The sequence below is a fragment of the Haladaptatus sp. W1 genome, assembly GCF_001723155.1.
In the GTDB taxonomy this organism is placed as follows: domain Archaea; phylum Halobacteriota; class Halobacteria; order Halobacteriales; family Haladaptataceae; genus Haladaptatus; species Haladaptatus paucihalophilus.
The window spans coordinates 1-18513 of sequence record NZ_MEIH01000351.1 but is presented as its reverse complement, the minus strand read 5'-3'; the positions used below and the strand labels follow the sequence as shown (position 1 = coordinate 18513).

The window sequence follows — 18513 nt, the reverse complement described above, 5'->3', positions numbered from 1 at the left end:
CGGTGGTTATCAGACAAGGAAAATATGGATTCTTGGGAAAATCTATATTTGGTTGTGGCTCTTAGAGGAGTATAATGCCAGATACAGATCCACCATGGGAAGGGGACGTTAACGAAGCAGTCGTTGAAGAATGGAAAGCGGAGACGACACCATTCGAACGCGTCCGTGAGGTACTTCTCTCGACGACTAACCCACAGTACGCCAAAGAACTCGCCGAACGTGCCCGTGTTAGCGAACCAACTGCTCGAAAACATCTTCAAATTCTCGTCGAGGCAGGTATCGCTCAGACGGAGAGGACAGGACGCGGAGAACAATACAAACGCTCGCGACAGACTGTCGCGATGCAACGCATTAGCGAGTTGCATACCCAACTCTCACGGGAAGAGCTTGCAAATGGTATTCAGGACCTGCGAGAGCAGATACAGGCGTATCAAGACGAATATAGTGCAACGACTCCCGATGATCTTGCACTTCAAATAGAGTCCGCAGAGACTGACGAGTGGACAGCCGTTTCTGAATGGCGAGCACTCGAAAAGAACCTTCACGTTGCACAAGCGGCACTTGCACTCTATGATTTCACTCCTGATAGTGGTGATCGTACCGAGGCAACGGGAAGTAATGAGTCTCGTGGAGCGTTCGCCCATGGAACCGATTCTGGAACACTCGTCTGATAGATGGTGGGCGATTCTTCCGCAGGAATTTCTTCTGACGAGCTAAGTGGTGCTATCGGACCGCCTGATGCTGCTGAAATGCAGACGATACGGGATATTGTTCTCAACGAAGAACCCGTTGTCGAGGACGCGGTGTTCGATAATATTCTCTCTCCAAAAGAACTCCATGTCACGTTCGCTGATGGAATTGGAGACGCTACGTGGAGTCGATTCGATATAACGTGGTACGCATCTGGAGCATACCGATTTCACTACGTGGATGAAGTCGATATGAACTGGCGATTTGATCGACATCCGAATACCCATTCTCCTGAAAAGCATTTCCACAAACCACCGGAAGCAGACTCGCAAACGGCGATTCAGTCATGCATAGAAGTTGAGGAACCACGGCTTGTGACACGGGCTGTATTGAAACTGTGGCGTCGGGCTTACGAGACTGAGAGTTTTGCCGAGCTCAATACCGCTCAAAATCCACCGTAATAGTCTCCATGAGCGTTCGCTAGTCGGTGATCTCCGAGACCGTCACTTGGCGTGCCATGGATAAAAACAGCTGAAGTGGTGGTTAGTTCGGCGGTTCTTTCCGTCCCGTTCGCACGCACGGCCAGCATGGGAAGTCACCGAGGCCGTCACAGTCACAGTCTTCGGGTTCGGTCTCGTTGTCCTCTGGTGGGAAGGCATCGAGTGTCCCATCGTCGGTTGCGTCTTCGACCGCGGCCATGTGTTTGCAGAAGGCGTTGCGGTGGACGTGATGCGGGCACGTGCAGGCCATCAGTTCCTCGGTTACGTCGTCGATGGAGACCACGTATTGGTGGTCTGCAGGGTTCTCGTGGCTCTCGTTGGTGACTTCGATGAGTCCGGGGGCATCGACGTCGAAGGAGAACTGTTCCCACTGTGCGCGTTTCTGTGCCGTCTCGTCAGCTTCAAGTTCACTAGGCGTTTTCGTTGACATGGTCTTCTGGCTTGATTTCGGAAGACCGGTGCCGGGTGCTGTAACACCCGGTGCGTTTCTACACACGCCCGAGGGCACCGTTCTTCCTACTTATTCCTTGTACGGCATAGGTGATAAAACCACCGTATTCCTTACAAGGAATAAGATTATGTCATGCAGAAGTGAAAGAGTGAGTATGACAGAAGACGATGAGAGGCCGCGCAATGAGAGCGGGGAGTATGTCCAAGAACACACCGAAGAGGCCGTTTTAGAGGTAATGAAGCCGCTCGAACCCTACATGACGAGCGAGATCGCGGACGAGCTTGGATGGTCGCGACGATCAGCATATAACGTACTCACTCGACTGCATGGGAGTGACGAGATTCGAAAGAAGAAGCCCGAGGCGCGTCGTGTGATCTGGATTCGACCGGAGTAGCGGTCCGATATTAGGGAAATGAGTGCTGTGTAGCGCCGACCTAAAAATAGGTTGATGCTACAGTGAGGCGATGAGCAGCTACAAATCGCGCGCTTGGACGGTTTTGCGATCGTTTTCTTCGGCTCGTCGAGCAGCGTTGTCGAGGACTTCTGCGACTTCCTCATCGAGTGCATCGTAGAAGTCACTCGCCACATTTTGTCCTTCGAGCTGTTCTTTCACTGCAGATTTGACAATCAAATCGGCCATACAAGCGTCCAGACGGTAGAATACTACAAAAAGACAGCGGCAAAATAGTGGAAAAGGACCGGTAATTCGTGCCACTGACAGCAAAACTCTTGATGCACAACTAAAGTCAGAATTTCCTGTGGTGACCGTTCGGTGGGTGGCAGATATGCTTGGCATTGAGCGGCCGTCCGTGCATCGACGGTTGGAGGAGTTGCATAAGCGAGGTGAGTTAGAACGAGGGATAATTGAGTCCACGGGTGGTCATCGGGTGGATTCCGGAGGAGGAATGAGTAGATTTCCCGGTTCACGAAGTACGTCGAAAGACGTAGCTGCAGACAGGACACGCTCGTTCGAGTTCATCGATTACGCAATCACTTGTCTTACCGGTCCATCCACAGCAGGACATTGAGTGAGGCCAGGATCCATTTCATTCCTCAATGGGTTCCTGTACCAACTACTTTGGGAACGCAAGTGGTGTCGTGATTCGACGACCGAATCGACGGGTGTGTCTCCAAAGCTACAAGTACATGTAGTAGTATTTACTGGATTTTAATAATTTGAATCTAAGGTTGGATATAGACGTTCTACTCTGCGATACTACCTGCGTGAACCCATATCGACCCGCAAACCTAAGGTTGGAATAGTAACAGGAAAAAGAGAGTCTAAGGTTGGAATAGTAACAGGAAGCAGGATGACACGGTCAAGTCCAGTTTTCAGTCATTTAAAGCCGTGAAAGGCTGCATCTATGATTTCGATCCAGCCTTAGAATCCTAAGGCTGGATTCTATGGCCGGAAACCAGCCCTAAGCGATTCTATGCGATTTTAAAGCCGTCAAATCCCGATCTGTACCTCCAATTTCTTCCAAAGTAGTAGGGGGGTACGAACAAATGGAACGAGGATCGACACTGATGGGAATAGTATGAGTGCAAGACGTTACTGATGAAGCGTATTTTCATTATTTGAGAACAACGTTTGGGCAGTAACTCACTGATGATTATCGCCCTCGATATCGGAGAGAGTTAGTTATCCGCTGGACGAATTCGGATATGATCGTGCTCCGAATGACTTCATGCTGAGGGACAGGACACGCTGAACCCCTTCGTGCGCGGATCCACAGTTGTTTCGTCCGCTTGCACTCGCCGTATCGTTTGGTCCGAGATGAAGTAGCTGGCAACGTACATCCCTGGATCGACGTGACCCTCTTCGTACTGGATTGCCGGTCCGACAACCTGGAATCGCACCACCCAACCATCCTCGGATTGGATTACATCTACGGTATCGCTCTGGGCAGACATGGTGACCGAGACGATATTCTTGGAGTTCTGTTCTCGGAGAACCTCTCTGGTGGCGTACGCTTCTTCGAAATCCATGGCGAACTGTCCCACACTATTGGGGGTGAGAGAGTCCGGGGTCTCTGGGCAGGGCGGGATGTCAACCTGTGAGTGGATAGGAGTGGATGTACCAGTTTGGGTCGATGAGTTAGTTGCTTGTCCAGTATTGTCAGTGAGACAGCCTGAGAGGAGAACGCCAATGCCAGCAGCGACACTGAGAAATCGACGGCGATTCATACTCATACCGTGGTCGCAAGATGTGATAAATCCAAGTTAGAATCAAATAGTTGTTTCACTCATCAATTACCAGACTCGATAGGAGTACTAATAGAGGTCATGGAACCGTTTGAAGCCTCTATGACGAGTGAAGTGGGGAAGGGTCTGGTGGCCACAATGGACTGCTTACGAGGTATTGAATGAGCTTGCGGACGATGGTATGATTCGCAAGAAGAAACCACCGGTCTACTGCCGTAAGGCGGGATGAATGTCTCCCTGGATATTAAGCCTCCTCTCCGTATACTAGTCGGTAATGACTCTCGTTCCTTATCATCTCGAAATCGATGGGAACTACTATTCGCTCTCATACGTTCACTCGTCTAAACCAGAAGCACAAGAGGATCTACAGAGCCGTGATGAACCAGCTGTTCTTCGGCTCCTCGAATTGGACGATGATGTATATGGGGTCTACACGCTTGCAGAAGCGCAAGAAGAGGAGATCGAAGGTGGCGATCTATCAGACTACAGTGCTGACACACGCGATATCGTCGATACTGTCATCAGTCTTTTCGGCCAAATTAGCGACGACCAAGAGACCGAGTGGTACAAGCCGCTTGAACCGACGAACATTGCAGATGCCATTGAGGCAGTGACGTGGAAGCAATTGATCCCGACTGTCGGCGGGAGTCTTATCTCAGAACTCATTCGGTCCCACGGCCTTCCGAATGCGAACCATCGAACGTCAATCGCATTTTTTGAATTGTACACTCGGACCTTTCACACGTTTTCCGACGCTCCACAGACGAATCATGGAGACGACTGGGCAACGTGGGCAAATGAGTACATTCGCGAATCGAAGCGAATCCTCACGGTCCGACGGAAAGCAGCTCTCTTTTCGTTTCTTCAATCTTTGGGGGTGACTGGCGTCCGCAGAAAGAATGATGTTGTCATCCCATTCGAGACGTATCCACCCAGTGTTGACGATCCATGGGCGTACTACGCTGTTAAGCATGACCACGTCTGGGAGGAGTTTGCAACGGATTATCTCCAACGAGCAGGGGCATCGGAGTTGCTTACGCAGAGAGATGATGGGAAACGCGTCTTCGCAAGTCGATTGTGACCCAACCGTTATGGTTCCTCAGTCCCGAGGTAGTAGTATGAGCAAGAACGAATCCGCACACGTCGACGCTCGGGAGTACATCCGGAGTGCCCGTAAGCGGGTTGAAGCACGAGAAACTGGTGTTGCAGCCGAGAGTCTTTCGGCTGTTGCAGCGCACGTTGCCGGTCTTGAAGACTAGCGTTTTTCGATAGCTCGACTTCATGGGGTTTAGTATGGCGTTTGTGACCAGATGGAGATTTAGAAGGATTCGAGTGATTAGGACGAGCTATGATGCGGACCCCCGACGGCCACGTCGAGCTCTCGAAATTCATCACACCCGAGGCCATCCATGACGGATCCGAGAAACCGGCGGTGAACACCCTGGGATTCGCCGTATCATGTTCACAGTCGACGACATCGACGAAATCCTCGACCGCCTCCGCCCCCACGAAGCCGAACTCGTGGTACTGCCAGGCACTTCTGTTGCACCCTTATTACTCTGCAATTGTTTTGAGTAGAATCGACAAGAAACAGTTCTGCGGCGTGGTCGTTACTACGCACAAATTATTTCTGAATAGAGTGTTAATCCAAATATATCGATGGTAAGCCGTGAAAATTGGATAACAATCGTCTTTGTCGTCGTAGCCCTCCCCGCAGCGTACGCTGCCAACATCTTACTGGAATCAAACGGTATCGCTCAAGATACGGCCTTCATGATCTCATTTTTCGTACTGCTTGTTGTTGGCGTTGGTCTCCCAAGATTTGTAACGCGTAGTGGATAACCTCAGTCACGGACTGTCAGTTCTTGATGATATCAAGTAGTACTCTCTCCGTCACCGGAGTTACATTGCATTTGTCGATTGCTGTCTCCATACACATCGTAAGCGTTCGCTGGTCGGTAATATCTGTGAATGTCAATTGGCGTGTCATGGATACAAAGAGCTGAAGCGGTGGTTCGTTCGGCAGTTCCTTCCATCCCGTTCGCACGCACGGCCAGCAGGGGAAGTCACCGAGGCCCTCACAGTCGCAGTCTTCGGGTTCGGTATCGTCGTCCTCCGAGGGGAAGACCTCAAGCGTCCCGTCGGTGGTTGCGTGTTCGACGGCGGCCATGTGCTTGCAGAACGCGCTTCGGTGGACGTGATGCGGGCACGTACAGGCCATCAGGTCGTGAGTCACATCGTCGATGGGGACAGTGTACTGGTGGGCTGCAGGGTTCTTGTGGCTCTGGTTGGTGACGTCGATGAGTCCGGGGGCATCGATGTCGAAGGGAAATTGGTCGGCCTGTGCGCGTTGCTGTGCCGTCTCGTCAGCTTCAAGGGCTGCGGAGGGGTTTGCATGCGGTGCGTTCGTCAACCCAGCATTCAATAGGATCGGATTCGAGAGCAATGGTGGACGGACCTTGGATACTAGAGATCCGCCTCCAAGAGACCTAGTTAACTAAACACTATTCTGGTGGTGAAAAATAAGTTCGAAGTCGTTACTCTATGGATTCGTTAGCTTCGTCTCGATCTTGATACGGTGGTACCCAGATATCTTGTTCAATCATGGAGTCGATACGCGCCTGCGTGACTTCTTCGGCATACTCGTCATGGCGAGGTGGTTGTGCATCGAGATAACGGTTCTTTGGGTAGAGTTCTCGATCGTAAATGACCTGGCATAGCTCAGTGCGAAGGTCTTTCAACCAATTTGTCAGCGGCGATCGAGTACGGTGTTCACGCAACCCTTCGATATCGATGGGGGCACCGACATATGAGGATCCGGCACCATAGTCGTGTTCGGCAAGTACGTCACCTCGATGGTTAACGACCATCGACCCACCACCAAAGGTATCAACGGGCGTCTCTTCATTCGGTGTAAGATAGTAGGTCCCCAAATTTGGTGCAACAAGGTAGGCGGTGTTGTCGAGTGCCCGGGCTCGATTCTGAATACGCCATCCGTCATTAGCAACGAGAGGTTCGGGACAAGAAATCCGACAAATAACCTCTGCCCCATTCATCGCGAGGCCGCGAACATACTCCGGATAGGCCCCTTCGATCGCCAATGAGATGCCAAGACGTCCGATATCCGTGTCTGCAACTGGGAAGAAAGCGTCTAAATCTTTGCCGTATTCTTCGACCCACGCATCCCAGACGTCGTGCGGGCTGACCGATCGTTCAACGGGGAGGAGTGGCGTCACCTTCCGGTGTTTTAGGATGATGTCACCGTCTGGGTCGATAATGAATGCAGTATTAAAGAACTTATTTGGAAACTTCGGTTCAGCTTTCTCCTTCGCTGAGGCGACGATGTAGGTCTCGAATTCTGTAGCATATTCACCGAGCGTGTTGGTCTCGTCACCGGGGATGTCTATCGCAATCTCGTCTGCGTACGTCGCGTGATCCATGTCCATGACCTCATCAGTGAATCCTTGAAGCGCCCCCTCAGGAATGACAGCAAGCTTCACTGGTAATTCGAGACCACTCAGCCACGTTGCCGCTTTGAGATTGTCATGAATGTGGTCAAGATTCTTCTGTATATCGCTGCGTTCTGTCGCGCCCCAGACGGTTGGAGAGAGACCAACTGCCGTGTATTGTTCGATCTTCGCCATTGGTACTCGATTGTATTATTTGTAGATAGGGTATAATTATGTGTGGTGCTGTCATTGGCCATGGTTGACAAGCAGAGACAACATTATCTGCGTAGTGACGGACACGAACGGTTTGACGCCAAAGTGGGGCGTTGGATCGCTACAAATCGCGCGCTTGGACGGTTTTGCGATCGTTTTCTTCGGCTCGACGAGCAGCGTTGTCGAGGACTGCTGCAACTTCTTCATCGAGTGCATCGTAGAAGTTACTCGCCACATTCTGTCCTTCGAGCTGGTCTTTCACTGCGGATTGGACAATCAAATCAGCCATACAAGCGTTCAGATGGTATAATACTACAAAAGAGCAGTGGCAAATTAGTTGAAAAAGACTTGCAATTCGGAGCATGAGTCTGAGTTTCGGGCTGTGACCGCTCGGTGGGTAGTGGACACGCTTAGGATTGAGCGGCCATCCGCTCATCGACGGCACCAGGACTCAACAAGTAGGAGAGAATGTGGAGAAAACGATCATGATTACTGGGTTGAATCGAGACTGTACGCTCCCGGATGATCGGGATCTTTCCACCCCTCTTTGCCACTCCATGATTCGACGTCGAGACGGTAGACGGCCGTCCGATCGATTGACTCCTGTGCTATTCGCTCATAGTCCTCGCCTTCAGCCAGCTGGGGTGCAAATTTCTCCATGAATTGCTCAAGAACCGCTCGTTTATCCTCTCTATCAGCGAGCAAATCAATGGTTCCGTAGGCGACCACGCTTGAATATTCGACGGTGAAGTTTACCGGTTCGTCAGCCGGGATATACCGCCCTTTTTCACTCGTTGTGAAGGAAGCGCGCGGTTGGTCGCCGCTCTCGACGAGTTCGTGAACACGTCCCGCCTGTGCACCGTGGAGGTAAATCACGCCTTCATCTCGATTGTAGACGAAGAGTTGTGTCACAAGATGCGGAATGTCGTCATCGATGAGACCGAGCACACCCGTTTCCTGGTCGGCGAGAAATTCAAGTATCCATGCGGGATCATCGATCGCTTTTCCTTGATAACGAATAGAACCAGTGACGTCCTTGGGTGTGTTATCAGTCATCTCTGCTATAACAGATGGCTGCGGTGAAAACGGTTTGTGGATTTGTCAGCATGAAATAGACATTTTTCGATATTATGGGGAATAAGTAGTTGAATGATTACTCAATCTACTCCGTCTCGAAATTCGATAGTTGATTCTACGAACACTGAGCAGAGTTGTGCCACTCTCGACAATATAAAGAGAGTCCCAGATATCTTGGCTTCAGTAGGTTTCGTAAATACCGAACAAAAATACTAGAATTTAATTTGATTTCAGGAATTAAATTTTGAAAATTGTCCACCTATCGTCTAGAGCGGTTACATTCTCCATCTTAGATTGGCTCTTCAATATTGATCCTTATTCACAAATACCTAATTTAAATTTTTAAATTATATTCACTTTGCTTGAATTTTATTAGGGTATAAGTAAGGGACCATCCAATTTCTCACCCATGTCAGAGTTTAACACTAGCCGGACGGTAAAAACGGCTGATACGGTCTTTGAAATCGTAACAGCACTCCAAGAACTTGATGGAAGCACGATTACTGAGTTAGCAGACTATCTCGGCTTGGCGAAAAGCACGGTCCATACGTATCTCGCCACATTAGAACAGAAAGAATACGTGGTCAAAGACGGGAAAACGTACGACCTGAGTTTGAAATTTCTCGACCATGGAACGTACTCAAAGCAGAAAAATAAGTTGACATCGGTTGCCCATCCGATCCTGAAACGAACAGCGGAAGAGACGGGAGAAGTGGTATGGCTCATCGTCGAAGAGCATGGACGAGCAGTGTACTTAGATCGAGCAAAAGGTGACCGGGCAGTCCAGACAAATGGCAGACGTGGCCTTCGCACGTCGCTCCACTTTGTTGCAGCAGGGAAGTGTATTTTGGCGAACTTAGACGAGGAAGAAGTACATCAGATACTTGACCGTCACGGACTGCCAGAACAAACAGATAATACGATAACAGAACGGAGAACTCTTTTAAACGAATTACAAGAGGTGCGTGACCAGGGATACGCATATAATGCCGGTGAGGAAGTTAAAGGCGTTCACGCCGTTGGAGCGCCGATAAAACAAGACGGCACAGTCTATGGAGGTGTGAGTATCGCAGGGCCATCGGCACGATTTCAAGATGAAGACTACGACCAAAAAATGCGAAAGGCAATCGTGGAAACGGCGAATACTATCGAACTCAACCTCGAGTATTGACATCAGTATACCGGACGATTCTTTGAGTTTGGGGGTGTGTGCTAGTGGCGTCTTTTTATAGTATCGGACGTTAACGGGCGCGTTCGACCATCCTCGCAGTATATGTAGTGATATCATGTATCTTGGTGCATGTCCACAATAGCCGTGGATGTCGGTGGCACACATACCGACCTATATGGATGGCTGAGTGATGAACAGAAAGCGGTTCACGGGAAAGTCCCAACAACATCCGATGATCCGACTGTCGGAGTGATGAATGCGCTTGGAAGTGTGGACGTAGACCTGTCGACAGTTGATACTTTCATGCATGGAAGTACAATCGCAACGAACGCCGTAATTGAAGGAGAATACGCAGTAACTCCATTAATTACGACAAAGGGGTTCCGAGACCTCATCGAGATTGGGCGTTATCATCGTGAGGAACTGTACAACCCGTATCAATCGAAACCAGATCCCCTCACCGATCGAAGCCATCGATACACAGTTACAGAGCGTATTGATGACTCCGGCGAGGTGACGGAACCACTCGATGAGCAGGCTGTGCGCGACCTCGCCGATGAACTCCAGCACAACGATGTGAAAAGTGTTGCTGTTGGTTTTGTTAATTCATACGCGAACCCGGAACACGAACAGCGTGTCAAAGAAATTCTCACAGAGACTGTCGATGATCTCTATGTGGCACTCTCCTCGGAACTGAGTCGAAAACTTGGGTCGATTGCCCGGTTCAATAGCACAATCATGAACGCTGCTCTTGAGCCGATAATGGCGGATTATTTAGATGAGCTGGACGGGAAGCTTGTTGATGACGGGTTTAGCGGTTCATTTTACGTTATTCGATCCGATGGTGGCGTCGCTGGAACAGCACAAACGAAACGTCGGGCTGAATCGACAATTCTCTCTGGACCAGCAGCTGGTGTCAGAGGCAGTCAAGCTATTGGAGAGGCAGTCGGCCAGTCAGATGTCATCGGGATGGATATCGGTGGGACCTCAACAGACGTCTCACTGGTCGAAGATGGAGAACCGCTAGTCACGACAGAATACGAGGTCAAGTTCGACATTCCGCTAGTAAAGCCGATGCTTGATGTGACCACCATCGGTTCTGGTGGGGGCAGCATTGCATGGATCGACGATGGTGGATCTCTTCGTGTCGGTCCACAGAGTGCTGGTGCCGATCCAGGGCCTGTCTGTTATGATATGGGTGGCACCGAACCCACGATTACCGATGCACACCTTATCCTCGGCCGCTTAGATCCTGATACGTACTTGGGAGGGACACAAACGCTCAACGAAGAAGCAGCCCACGACTCGATCGCAGAGCTTGCTGGGAAGTTGGAGATGGACGTTCTCGAAGCTGCAGAGGGCATCCTCGAAATCGCGAATGAAAACATGGCGGCGGCGGTTCGTGAGACGACAATCGAACGTGGACAAGATCCCCGCGATTACTCGCTCGTTGGATTCGGTGGCTGTGGACCGATGCACGCTGGAGAGGTTGCGAGGAGTCTCGATGTTTCGTCGGTCATTATTCCGAGTGCTTCTGGTGTCCTTTCGGCGGTTGGCGGAACGGTAATGGACATCCAGTACAACGATGATAAGACGTTCTATACGCCAGTAGAGGCAGTCGATCCATCGGAGTTGGAATCCGAATTTCAGGATCTTGAACGGGAAATTCTAGCCAGATTCAGCGAAGGGGGGGCTACACCAGAAGAGATTTCGTTCGAACGGACTGCAGAGATGCGGTACGTCGGCCAAACCTACGAAGTCGACGTTCCCGTTACCGACGAATCACTCGATGCCGGAACTATTGAACGGCTCGTTGAAAAATTCCACGAGCAACATGAGCAAGAGTACGGAATTTCCTCTGACCAATTCCCAGTCACATTCGTGAATTTACGTGTGGCAGGAAGTAAACAGACAGTCGATCACGGATTCCGAAATGCAGAGATGAGTGGTGGCCACGACGATAGCTCCGGAACTCGGGATGTATACTTCAATGGCGAGTGGCAAGAGACTTCGATTTATTACCGTGCAGGTCTCGAGCCCGGCATGAATCTCGACGGCCCTAGCATCGTCGAGGATGACCATTCAACGATCACCCTGAACCCAGGTATGAACGCATCGGTCGACGAGCACGAGAACATCATCATTAGCTCAAGTAACTAACGGAGTGTCCACAATGTCCCAAAAAACAAATCAGAAACAGAATATCGATACAGTAACGTTCGAAGTCCTACGAAGTGCGTACGAACATACCGCTGACCGGATGAGTACGGTGCTACAACGGACATCGTTCTCACCGATCATCTATGATATGGTGGACTTTTCAAACGCAATCTTCACACCAGATGTGAATCTCGTTGGACAAACAGCCAACTGTCCAGTCCACCTTGCCGCGATGCATTTCAGTGCAGAAGCATCGCTTGACGAGTTCGGCAAAGACGAACTCGATGCAGATGATATCGTCTTGCTTAACGACCCATACAATGGAGGAACGCACATCAACGACGTTACTTGGACACAACCAATCTACGATGAGTCCGACGAGCTCTTGGGCTTTGGCGTCAGTCGTGGGCACTGGACAGATCTCGGTGGTGGAGGTCCAGGAGGACAGTCGTGGGGAACCCACCTCGCGGAGGAGGGACTTCGAATCCCGCCCACGAAGATTGTCGAGGACGGGGAAATAAACGAGGCGCTTCTTGGGGTGCTGAAAAGTAATACCCGAGTTCCACAGTACATCGAAGGAGACGTACAAGCCCATCGTGCTGCGCTGACAGCCGCCAAAGATGAACTACATCGGCTCGAACGGAAGTACGGTGCTGGCACGGTACGACAGGGAATGCATGATGTATTGGATTACACCGAAGAGCGGACGCGAGAAGCGATCCGCAAGATTCCAGACGGCGAATACAGCGCCCAGGACTACGGTGACTGTGACGGAATCACGAAGGATTCGATCTATCTCGATGTGACACTCATCGTAGACGGTGATGAGATTACAGTGGACTTCGAAGGAACCGATGATGCAGTGCCCGGATCCGTGAATTCGCCGAAAGCAAATACATATTCAGCAGTCTACTACGCACTGAAATTCTTTACTGACCCCGAGGCACCAGCCAATGCGGGGATGTACAGACCGATCGATATCGAACTGCCTGAAGGTTCGTGGGTGAATCCCAACTGGCCACGGCCCGTGATCGGATGTACAACGTTCGCTGCCTCGAAGATCTGTGCCGTAATTTGGCAAGCACTTGCGGATGCCATCCCGGACAAAATCGTCGCTCCGACCTACTCTGAGTGTAATTGGTTTACTGTCCAGCAAGAAGACCCGGAAACAGACGCTGGATACGTGTGGTCAGATCTTCCCCCTGGTGGATGGGGTGGTACACCCACTGGAGATGGGATGGAGACGACTGCAGATCCACTTGGAAACTGCATGGACTTGCCTGTCGAACGTGCAGAACTGCTCTTCCCAGTGACTGTGGAGGAACGCGAGTTCATCACTGACTCTGGTGGTGATGGTAAACATCGTGGTGGACTAGGTCTGCGTGAAACGTTCCGCTTCCACGGGTACGCCGAGCTGAGTGTTGAAACAAGTCGAACCAAAGAAGGCAGTCCCGGCGTCAACGACGGCCATTCTGGTGGTCTCGGACGGCTCATCAAAAACCATGGTATGGACGACGAAGAAGTGATTGGCGGCTGGAAAAAAGACGGCGACGAGTGGGAGATGTGTCTGATCGGGAGCGAACCGTTCCAACCAGGTGAATCGTTCACCATCGAGACCCAAGGCGGAGGCGGATGGGGCGATCCAACTAATCGAGATCTAGATGCAGTCCGCGAGGATGTGCGTAATGGAATGGTTAGTCCAGAGACTGCAGCTGACGTGTACGATGTAGACGTGGAATCGGAGTAGTATTTGAGGGTCCATCTATGAATGATTTTGAAGTCATCATCATCGGTGGCGGAGTAGCCGGTGCCAGCTGTGCCTACCATCTCACTGCTGCGGGGATTGAGGACGTCGCCGTATTCGAAAAAGACCAGCCAGCAAGCAAAGCAAGCGGACGTGCTGCTGGGTTTATTACCCCCGATCAGTTCTTGAGTACGGGAACGCATCCGGACGAGCACAAGTACATCATCCGATTCTGGGAAGAGATGGCTCAGGATTCAAAACTCGATCTCCATTATGGAGATGCGTACACGCTTGCACGAGACGCAACGTCAGTAACGTACCTCGAACAGTTGCACGAAGAAACCACGATCGAATCGCACCTACTGACTGGTGACGAGATCGGAGATCGGGTTCCAGCACTCATCACGGATGATATCGAAGCTGGATTTATGTTCGAGAATGGGTTCTCGCTCGACCCATACACAGCGACTGTCACCGTTCTGGAGGACGCAATATGTGAGGGTGCAGATGTGCTAAGTGAGTCGGTCGAATCAATTGACACCCTCGCATCAGGTAGCACTCGTGTGACGACGAGCGAAAGGTCATATACCGCTTCGGCGGTGATCGTGGCAGCAGGAGCATGGAGCAAATCGCTGGTGAGCGATATCAATGTCTCACTTCCGTTAAAGCCCCGGGTCAGTCAGATCGCAATGTTAGACCCTGGACAAACGGTCGAGCTACCACTTATCAATGATCCCGATCTTGAGCTGTACTATCGATCAGAAGTGAATGGGGAAATTCTGATCGGGGGTGGCACTGGAAAAACTGAGCTTAACCCCGAAACGTTCAGCTCGACAGCCCGTGAAGAGTTCATCCAAGAGGTTGCAGAGAAAGCACCACAGATCTCTGACCAACTTCAAGAAAGCCAGATGACTGGGAAGTGGGGAGGGCTTTGTTCGGCAACACCTGACCGCCATCCTCTGGTCGGGGAAATCCATTCAAACGGAGTTTACGTATGCTGTGGGTTCAACGGTGAAGGTATCATGTACAGCGCAGTTGCTGGTCACCTGATCGCAGAGTTGCTCACTGGGGCCACGCCGACGTTTGATGCCGACATCTTTGCGCCAGATCGGTTTGAGACTCCGGAGGAAGACTTCGAAATCAGAAGTGCGATCGAATGGTGATGCACTAGCTTCTGCAGTTCATATGATCTCACTCTCTCTCCATAGTTAGACAATCGAACTTCGGACTATCGAAGAAGAGAGTGGAGAGCTTCGATAACAAACGGGATTCCGAGAGAGCGTGGGTGGCCACGTCGGACGGCGTAGGAGGTATTGAACAGGCTTTCGGACGATGGTGAGGTCCGTAAAAAGAAGCTAGAAGCACGGCGAGTGATATAGGTTCGACCGGAATAGCAATCGTTCGTTGGTATAGGTGATCGCGATCTAATGGGAAGGTAGCACTCTCAAACAAAAGAAGCCATTCAGAATGTGATCTGCGTACCCTCTCGATTGAGTGACGGTATTCGAATTCGTCGTTGGAACGCGCATAGAGCAATTTGCTCTCACCATCATCATAATCACTCTCAGGATCACCGATGATAAGATCTAGCTCTCGGGTGATGCCATCGACCGCAATCGTCTCCGGATAGCGTCCATCATATTCGAATTCGTCCATAGCATCGAAGCTCTCGAATGCGAGGACAACATCACTCACTTGAGTGACTTCCTTCGTCAGGTTCACAAAACGTCCCGTGAGCCACGCACTGCAAAGGGGATCCACGTTGGCTCCGAGTGCATCTCGGATCTGTGGCCACGTTGGTTTGGTTTCGTGGTTGCCCATTCCAGTGGACGTATCGGTAATTGGTTACTGTGATACCGGTACCAAGTCGCGATGTCGGAACCAGACATCGATTTCCTCGCTATCGGTTTCGATGCGGTAGCTGTAGGAGTCTAGTTCCCGCCCGGTCTCGTCTCCAAGAGTGTCCTGCAGGACATCCGTGATGGTGCCTTCTTTCTCGTGGTGATCGCTATCAGGATCAGTCTCTGAGACATAGACCTGTACGTCGTCGCCCAGTTGGTAGGGGTCGCTCGCTGGTTGGGGCACGTCCTCCATCGATACTTGGTATTCTGTGTGGTGAGTTTTTATCGGTACCGGACACCATACGAATCTTTGGCTAATGATCCTCCGGCTTCTACTGAAGATGTTATTTTAGAAGTGGGGGAGTTCACGGCCCATGCTGTTCTTGGATTTCTGCTGAAGTGAGCACACCACTTTCCGCGAAGAGATCTTGCATTCCGGGGCCGTTAGCTCCGGTTGGCCCGAGTGAAAAGGAGGGATCCCTGAGCCGGGTTTCTAAAAGTTCGAGGAGTGCAGCAGCCTCAATGAGGCGTACTTCTTGAATTTGAGTCGCGATCTTGAGTCTTCGAATTGCGTCCGGACGGTCGGCATCGAAGGTGCCTGAAAAGACTACGAAGTAGATGTTTCGGAAGCCTTGGTTTTGGAGGTACTGAACTTCGGCGTCGATATAGTCTCGGAACTGTCGTTCGTCGTTTGTTGAAAACCGGTAGCCGTTTTGCCGAACTTTGGCGTCGTATATGAGGGCGTAGTTATACTGGCGAGCTTTCGCTATGCCATCGGGATTCTGGCCTGTCCCCTGTCCACGTTCGTCGACGGCATAGCCGAGCATTCGAAGGCATTTCGCGAGTCTATCTTCGAATAGTGTTTCGACAGCTTGACCCATCTCTTCGGCAATACTCTGAATATCCTCTGTGTTCCGGGCGAGATCGGGAAGCACAGAGACGATCGGTGGGATGTAGCTATCGGGCAGAGAGTGGGATTCTGCTTGAGGGGTAGGCTCACTGTTTGTCGAACCGTCTTGAGTGATCGTCGCTTCTTCGCTGAGTTCAGTCCTGTTCAGCCAGAAGAGACACATCCGTTCGATGGTCCAGAGATGGATTTCCTCTCCCGTGTGGTTCTCTATTGTGTCGCGGATTTCCTCGTTGAGTTCCCAGAATTCGAGGTAGTCTTCGGCCAGGTCTCCTGAGGGTTCCCAGATAGCGAGATCCGACATCGCACGCCGAATTGACGTATAGTAGATAGGATACGTGTTTGGATTCTGTAGCTGCCAGAAATAGGAGACAAAATACGGAATGTATCCAGGACTCGGTACGGAGTTTCGATCCTCTGCTCGAATCTTTAGTTGCTCGACGTATTCCCCAAGTTGTTTGATTTGTTCGGCGACTTCCTCACGTCCGGCAGGCGCTGCGAGGACGTCTCGAAGCAACTCCGAAAGATCCGTACCACCATCTGTTTCGGCCGTCGAAACAAGCATATTGAAGAACATTTGGCCGCTGAACCCACTGAAGCCCCAGAGTTTGTGACTACCCACTTCGCTCGCCATCTTGTTTTTGAGTTCCGTGACGCCGATCTCCTCACTAAGAAAGTCTTGAAGCAGTTTCTGGCGGATAGGCAGTCGTTCGTTGCGCTGCTCTCTCGAACTATCGAGCGAACGTGACTCACCACTTGCAGTTACATACTTGAAATCGGCCTCAGCAAACGCGTCCCAAACGCGAATAATCTGGCGTTCATCGGAAAGAACCATATGCCACCGAACTAACGACAACGAAATAAAATTTGGGAGTATGGGGATGTATTACGAAGTGATTCCTGGCCCGTAGTGGTCAGCAATTGATAAAGTTGAGCGACAAGGGTTACGATACAAACCGGTAGTCAAGAAATCCAGAAGAGGTTGGAATGACGCTGGCGAGAAAGAAATTACTGAGAAGGTATCTTCTCACCATCCACCGTCGAATTCAGCAGTCAAACCACATCGCTCGGCGAATCTCGTGATATATCGTTTCTTACTCCCCTGATCTAACGCGACATAGAGATAGTAGTCATCAGAGAGGTTCCGCTGCATCCGCATTGGCTCTCCGGTGGGATGAGTCGGCTCTGAATTGAGGATCGCATTTTTGGAGCCAGGAACATAGGGAAACGACTCTAACTGATCGATGAGATCGTACTCTTGAATCAGGAGATCAACTGTCTCTGCCATCACATCGGATTGATTTTCATCAGAGCATGACCACACGCAGTCCCCGTTTGCAGAAAGATGGACGATATACTCTGTATCGGCTGTAGAAGAAGTATCAGAGACGACTTCATCTGGAGTGGTCACAATCTCGCCCCCGTTTTCAACGACCGGAAGATCTGCTTCATCACCGTTTGCGAGCGTGTGAATCAGCGAATCAATGTACTCCTTTGACTTTGGTTCGATTTCTTGGGCTAGCGAATCGTCAATTTCCTCTATTACAATCTGCGTCACTCGCTCAGCGAGGGTTTCTTTTTGCTGTTGGAGTGTTCCGACGGCGTGCTGTCGTGCTTCAATACGATGAGCAATCGTGTCTGCTTCGCCTGTCTTGACAAGCTCCTTTGAGAGGAGTTCCAAGACGTGCCAATTGTCTTCGAGTTCAGCAATTGAAAACTGTGCTAGTGAGACCTCATCAGGACGAGAGCTGTCTTTGCGACGGCGGAATATCTCAAATTGACTGCCAGTCGTTAGAAGCCCCCAATCGACCCCTTTCTGCCGCATGTAGCTCGTCAGTTGACTTCTATCGGCGTCAGTGAGAGTACTGTCGCAGCCCTTCGCTTCGATGAATACGACGGGAGCGGTTTCGATGAGAAGGGCGTAATCTGCACGGGTGTTCCCTCGGCCGATTTGCATTGGATATTCGAGTTCGACTTCTGGTGAAAACATATCCCACCCAAGCAGCTTGATGAGTGGCTGGATGAGTTTCATCTTCGTATTTTCCTCATCCATTTGTGGTGCTTGGTCGATTAGAGATTGTGACTGTTCGACGTACGCTGTGATC

General features: G+C 50.8%; 20 protein-coding genes. 9 read left to right on the top strand and 11 right to left on the bottom strand.

Annotated elements, in window-relative coordinates; all coding sequences use genetic code 11:
- Positions 1-74 precede the first annotated feature (74 nt).
- Both BG842_RS28100 and BG842_RS28095 read left to right on the top strand, forming a co-directional pair.
- Entirely contained in the window at positions 75-671 is a 597-nt protein-coding gene (locus BG842_RS28100) for a winged helix-turn-helix domain-containing protein (protein WP_083252678.1), read from the top strand.
- A gap of 27 nt (positions 672-698) precedes the next feature.
- Complete coding sequence (locus BG842_RS28095; RefSeq protein ID WP_083252685.1) at positions 699-1151, top strand: hypothetical protein; 453 nt, start codon at positions 699-701, stop codon at positions 1149-1151.
- An 82-nt stretch (positions 1152-1233) separates the two neighbouring features.
- On the opposite strand, the gene BG842_RS30210 is transcribed toward BG842_RS28095, so the two are convergent.
- Positions 1234-1620 (bottom strand): SWIM zinc finger family protein, encoded by a 387-nt coding sequence (locus BG842_RS30210; protein ID WP_069452277.1) that lies wholly within the window; start codon positions 1618-1620, stop codon positions 1234-1236.
- A gap of 175 nt (positions 1621-1795) precedes the next feature.
- Here BG842_RS30210 and BG842_RS20705 point away from each other — a divergent pair, with 175 nt between their 5' ends.
- Positions 1796-2035, top strand: coding sequence for a hypothetical protein (locus BG842_RS20705; RefSeq protein WP_069452308.1), 240 nt, complete (start codon positions 1796-1798; stop codon positions 2033-2035).
- Between the two features lie 78 nt (positions 2036-2113).
- Here the strand turns inward: BG842_RS20705 and BG842_RS20700 are convergent, their stop codons facing one another.
- Both BG842_RS20700 and BG842_RS20695 read right to left on the bottom strand, forming a co-directional pair.
- Positions 2114-2281 (bottom strand): DUF1931 domain-containing protein, encoded by a 168-nt coding sequence (locus BG842_RS20700; protein WP_069452276.1) that lies wholly within the window; start codon positions 2279-2281, stop codon positions 2114-2116.
- A 1046-nt stretch (positions 2282-3327) separates the two neighbouring features.
- Positions 3328-3630, bottom strand: coding sequence for a hypothetical protein (locus tag BG842_RS20695; RefSeq protein ID WP_069452275.1), 303 nt, complete (start codon positions 3628-3630; stop codon positions 3328-3330).
- A 490-nt stretch (positions 3631-4120) separates the two neighbouring features.
- On the opposite strand from BG842_RS20695, the gene BG842_RS20690 reads away from it, so the two are divergent.
- The gene (locus BG842_RS20690) at positions 4121-4927 is read left to right on the top strand and encodes a hypothetical protein (protein ID WP_069452274.1); all 807 of its coding nucleotides are present in this window, start codon (positions 4121-4123) and stop codon (positions 4925-4927) included.
- A 37-nt stretch (positions 4928-4964) separates the two neighbouring features.
- Positions 4965-5105, top strand: coding sequence for a hypothetical protein (locus BG842_RS30205; protein WP_175424231.1), 141 nt, complete (start codon positions 4965-4967; stop codon positions 5103-5105).
- 599 nt (positions 5106-5704) lie between these two features.
- Here BG842_RS30205 and BG842_RS32040 read toward each other — a convergent pair.
- The 4 genes from BG842_RS32040 to BG842_RS20665 all read right to left on the bottom strand — a co-directional run bounded on the left by BG842_RS32040 (position 5705) and on the right by BG842_RS20665 (position 8564).
- Positions 5705-6259, bottom strand: coding sequence for a hypothetical protein (locus BG842_RS32040; RefSeq protein ID WP_254663342.1), 555 nt, complete (start codon positions 6257-6259; stop codon positions 5705-5707).
- Between the two features lie 124 nt (positions 6260-6383).
- A complete protein-coding gene (locus tag BG842_RS20675; RefSeq protein WP_069452271.1) occupies positions 6384-7490 on the bottom strand; it encodes a nitrilase-related carbon-nitrogen hydrolase in 1107 nt (368 codons plus the stop codon).
- A 139-nt stretch (positions 7491-7629) separates the two neighbouring features.
- Complete coding sequence (locus tag BG842_RS28075) at positions 7630-7797, bottom strand: DUF1931 domain-containing protein (protein WP_083252674.1); 168 nt, start codon at positions 7795-7797, stop codon at positions 7630-7632.
- Positions 7798-7997: 200 nt separating this feature from the next.
- On the bottom strand, positions 7998-8564 hold the full coding sequence (locus tag BG842_RS20665) for a pyridoxamine 5'-phosphate oxidase family protein (protein WP_069452269.1): 567 nt from the start codon (positions 8562-8564) through the stop codon (positions 7998-8000).
- A 430-nt stretch (positions 8565-8994) separates the two neighbouring features.
- On the opposite strand from BG842_RS20665, the gene BG842_RS20660 reads away from it, so the two are divergent.
- The 4 genes from BG842_RS20660 to BG842_RS20645 all read left to right on the top strand — a co-directional run bounded on the left by BG842_RS20660 (position 8995) and on the right by BG842_RS20645 (position 14823).
- Positions 8995-9756: an IclR family transcriptional regulator gene (locus tag BG842_RS20660; protein ID WP_069452268.1), complete on the top strand. Its 762-nt coding sequence runs from the start codon at positions 8995-8997 to the stop codon at positions 9754-9756.
- Between the two features lie 129 nt (positions 9757-9885).
- Positions 9886-11916: a hydantoinase/oxoprolinase family protein gene (locus BG842_RS20655; RefSeq protein WP_069452267.1), complete on the top strand. Its 2031-nt coding sequence runs from the start codon at positions 9886-9888 to the stop codon at positions 11914-11916.
- A 13-nt stretch (positions 11917-11929) separates the two neighbouring features.
- Positions 11930-13663 carry a hydantoinase B/oxoprolinase family protein gene (locus BG842_RS20650; RefSeq protein WP_069452266.1) on the top strand — a complete coding sequence of 578 codons (1734 nt, stop codon included), beginning with the start codon at positions 11930-11932 and terminating at the stop codon, positions 13661-13663.
- Positions 13664-13680: 17 nt separating this feature from the next.
- Positions 13681-14823 carry an FAD-binding oxidoreductase gene (locus tag BG842_RS20645; RefSeq protein WP_069452265.1) on the top strand — a complete coding sequence of 381 codons (1143 nt, stop codon included), beginning with the start codon at positions 13681-13683 and terminating at the stop codon, positions 14821-14823.
- 28 nt (positions 14824-14851) lie between these two features.
- Here BG842_RS20645 and BG842_RS32035 read toward each other — a convergent pair whose 3' ends face one another.
- From BG842_RS32035 to BG842_RS20625, 4 genes are all read right to left on the bottom strand, one after another.
- Positions 14852-15481: a hypothetical protein gene (locus tag BG842_RS32035; RefSeq protein ID WP_254663341.1), complete on the bottom strand. Its 630-nt coding sequence runs from the start codon at positions 15479-15481 to the stop codon at positions 14852-14854.
- A 24-nt stretch (positions 15482-15505) separates the two neighbouring features.
- A complete protein-coding gene (locus BG842_RS20635; protein WP_069452264.1) occupies positions 15506-15754 on the bottom strand; it encodes a hypothetical protein in 249 nt (82 codons plus the stop codon).
- A gap of 112 nt (positions 15755-15866) precedes the next feature.
- Positions 15867-17243 carry a hypothetical protein gene (locus BG842_RS20630; RefSeq protein WP_069452263.1) on the bottom strand — a complete coding sequence of 459 codons (1377 nt, stop codon included), beginning with the start codon at positions 17241-17243 and terminating at the stop codon, positions 15867-15869.
- A 192-nt stretch (positions 17244-17435) separates the two neighbouring features.
- Positions 17436-18513 (bottom strand): type I restriction enzyme HsdR N-terminal domain-containing protein (locus BG842_RS20625; protein ID WP_069452307.1); only part of this gene is annotated, 1078 nt, incomplete at its 5' end.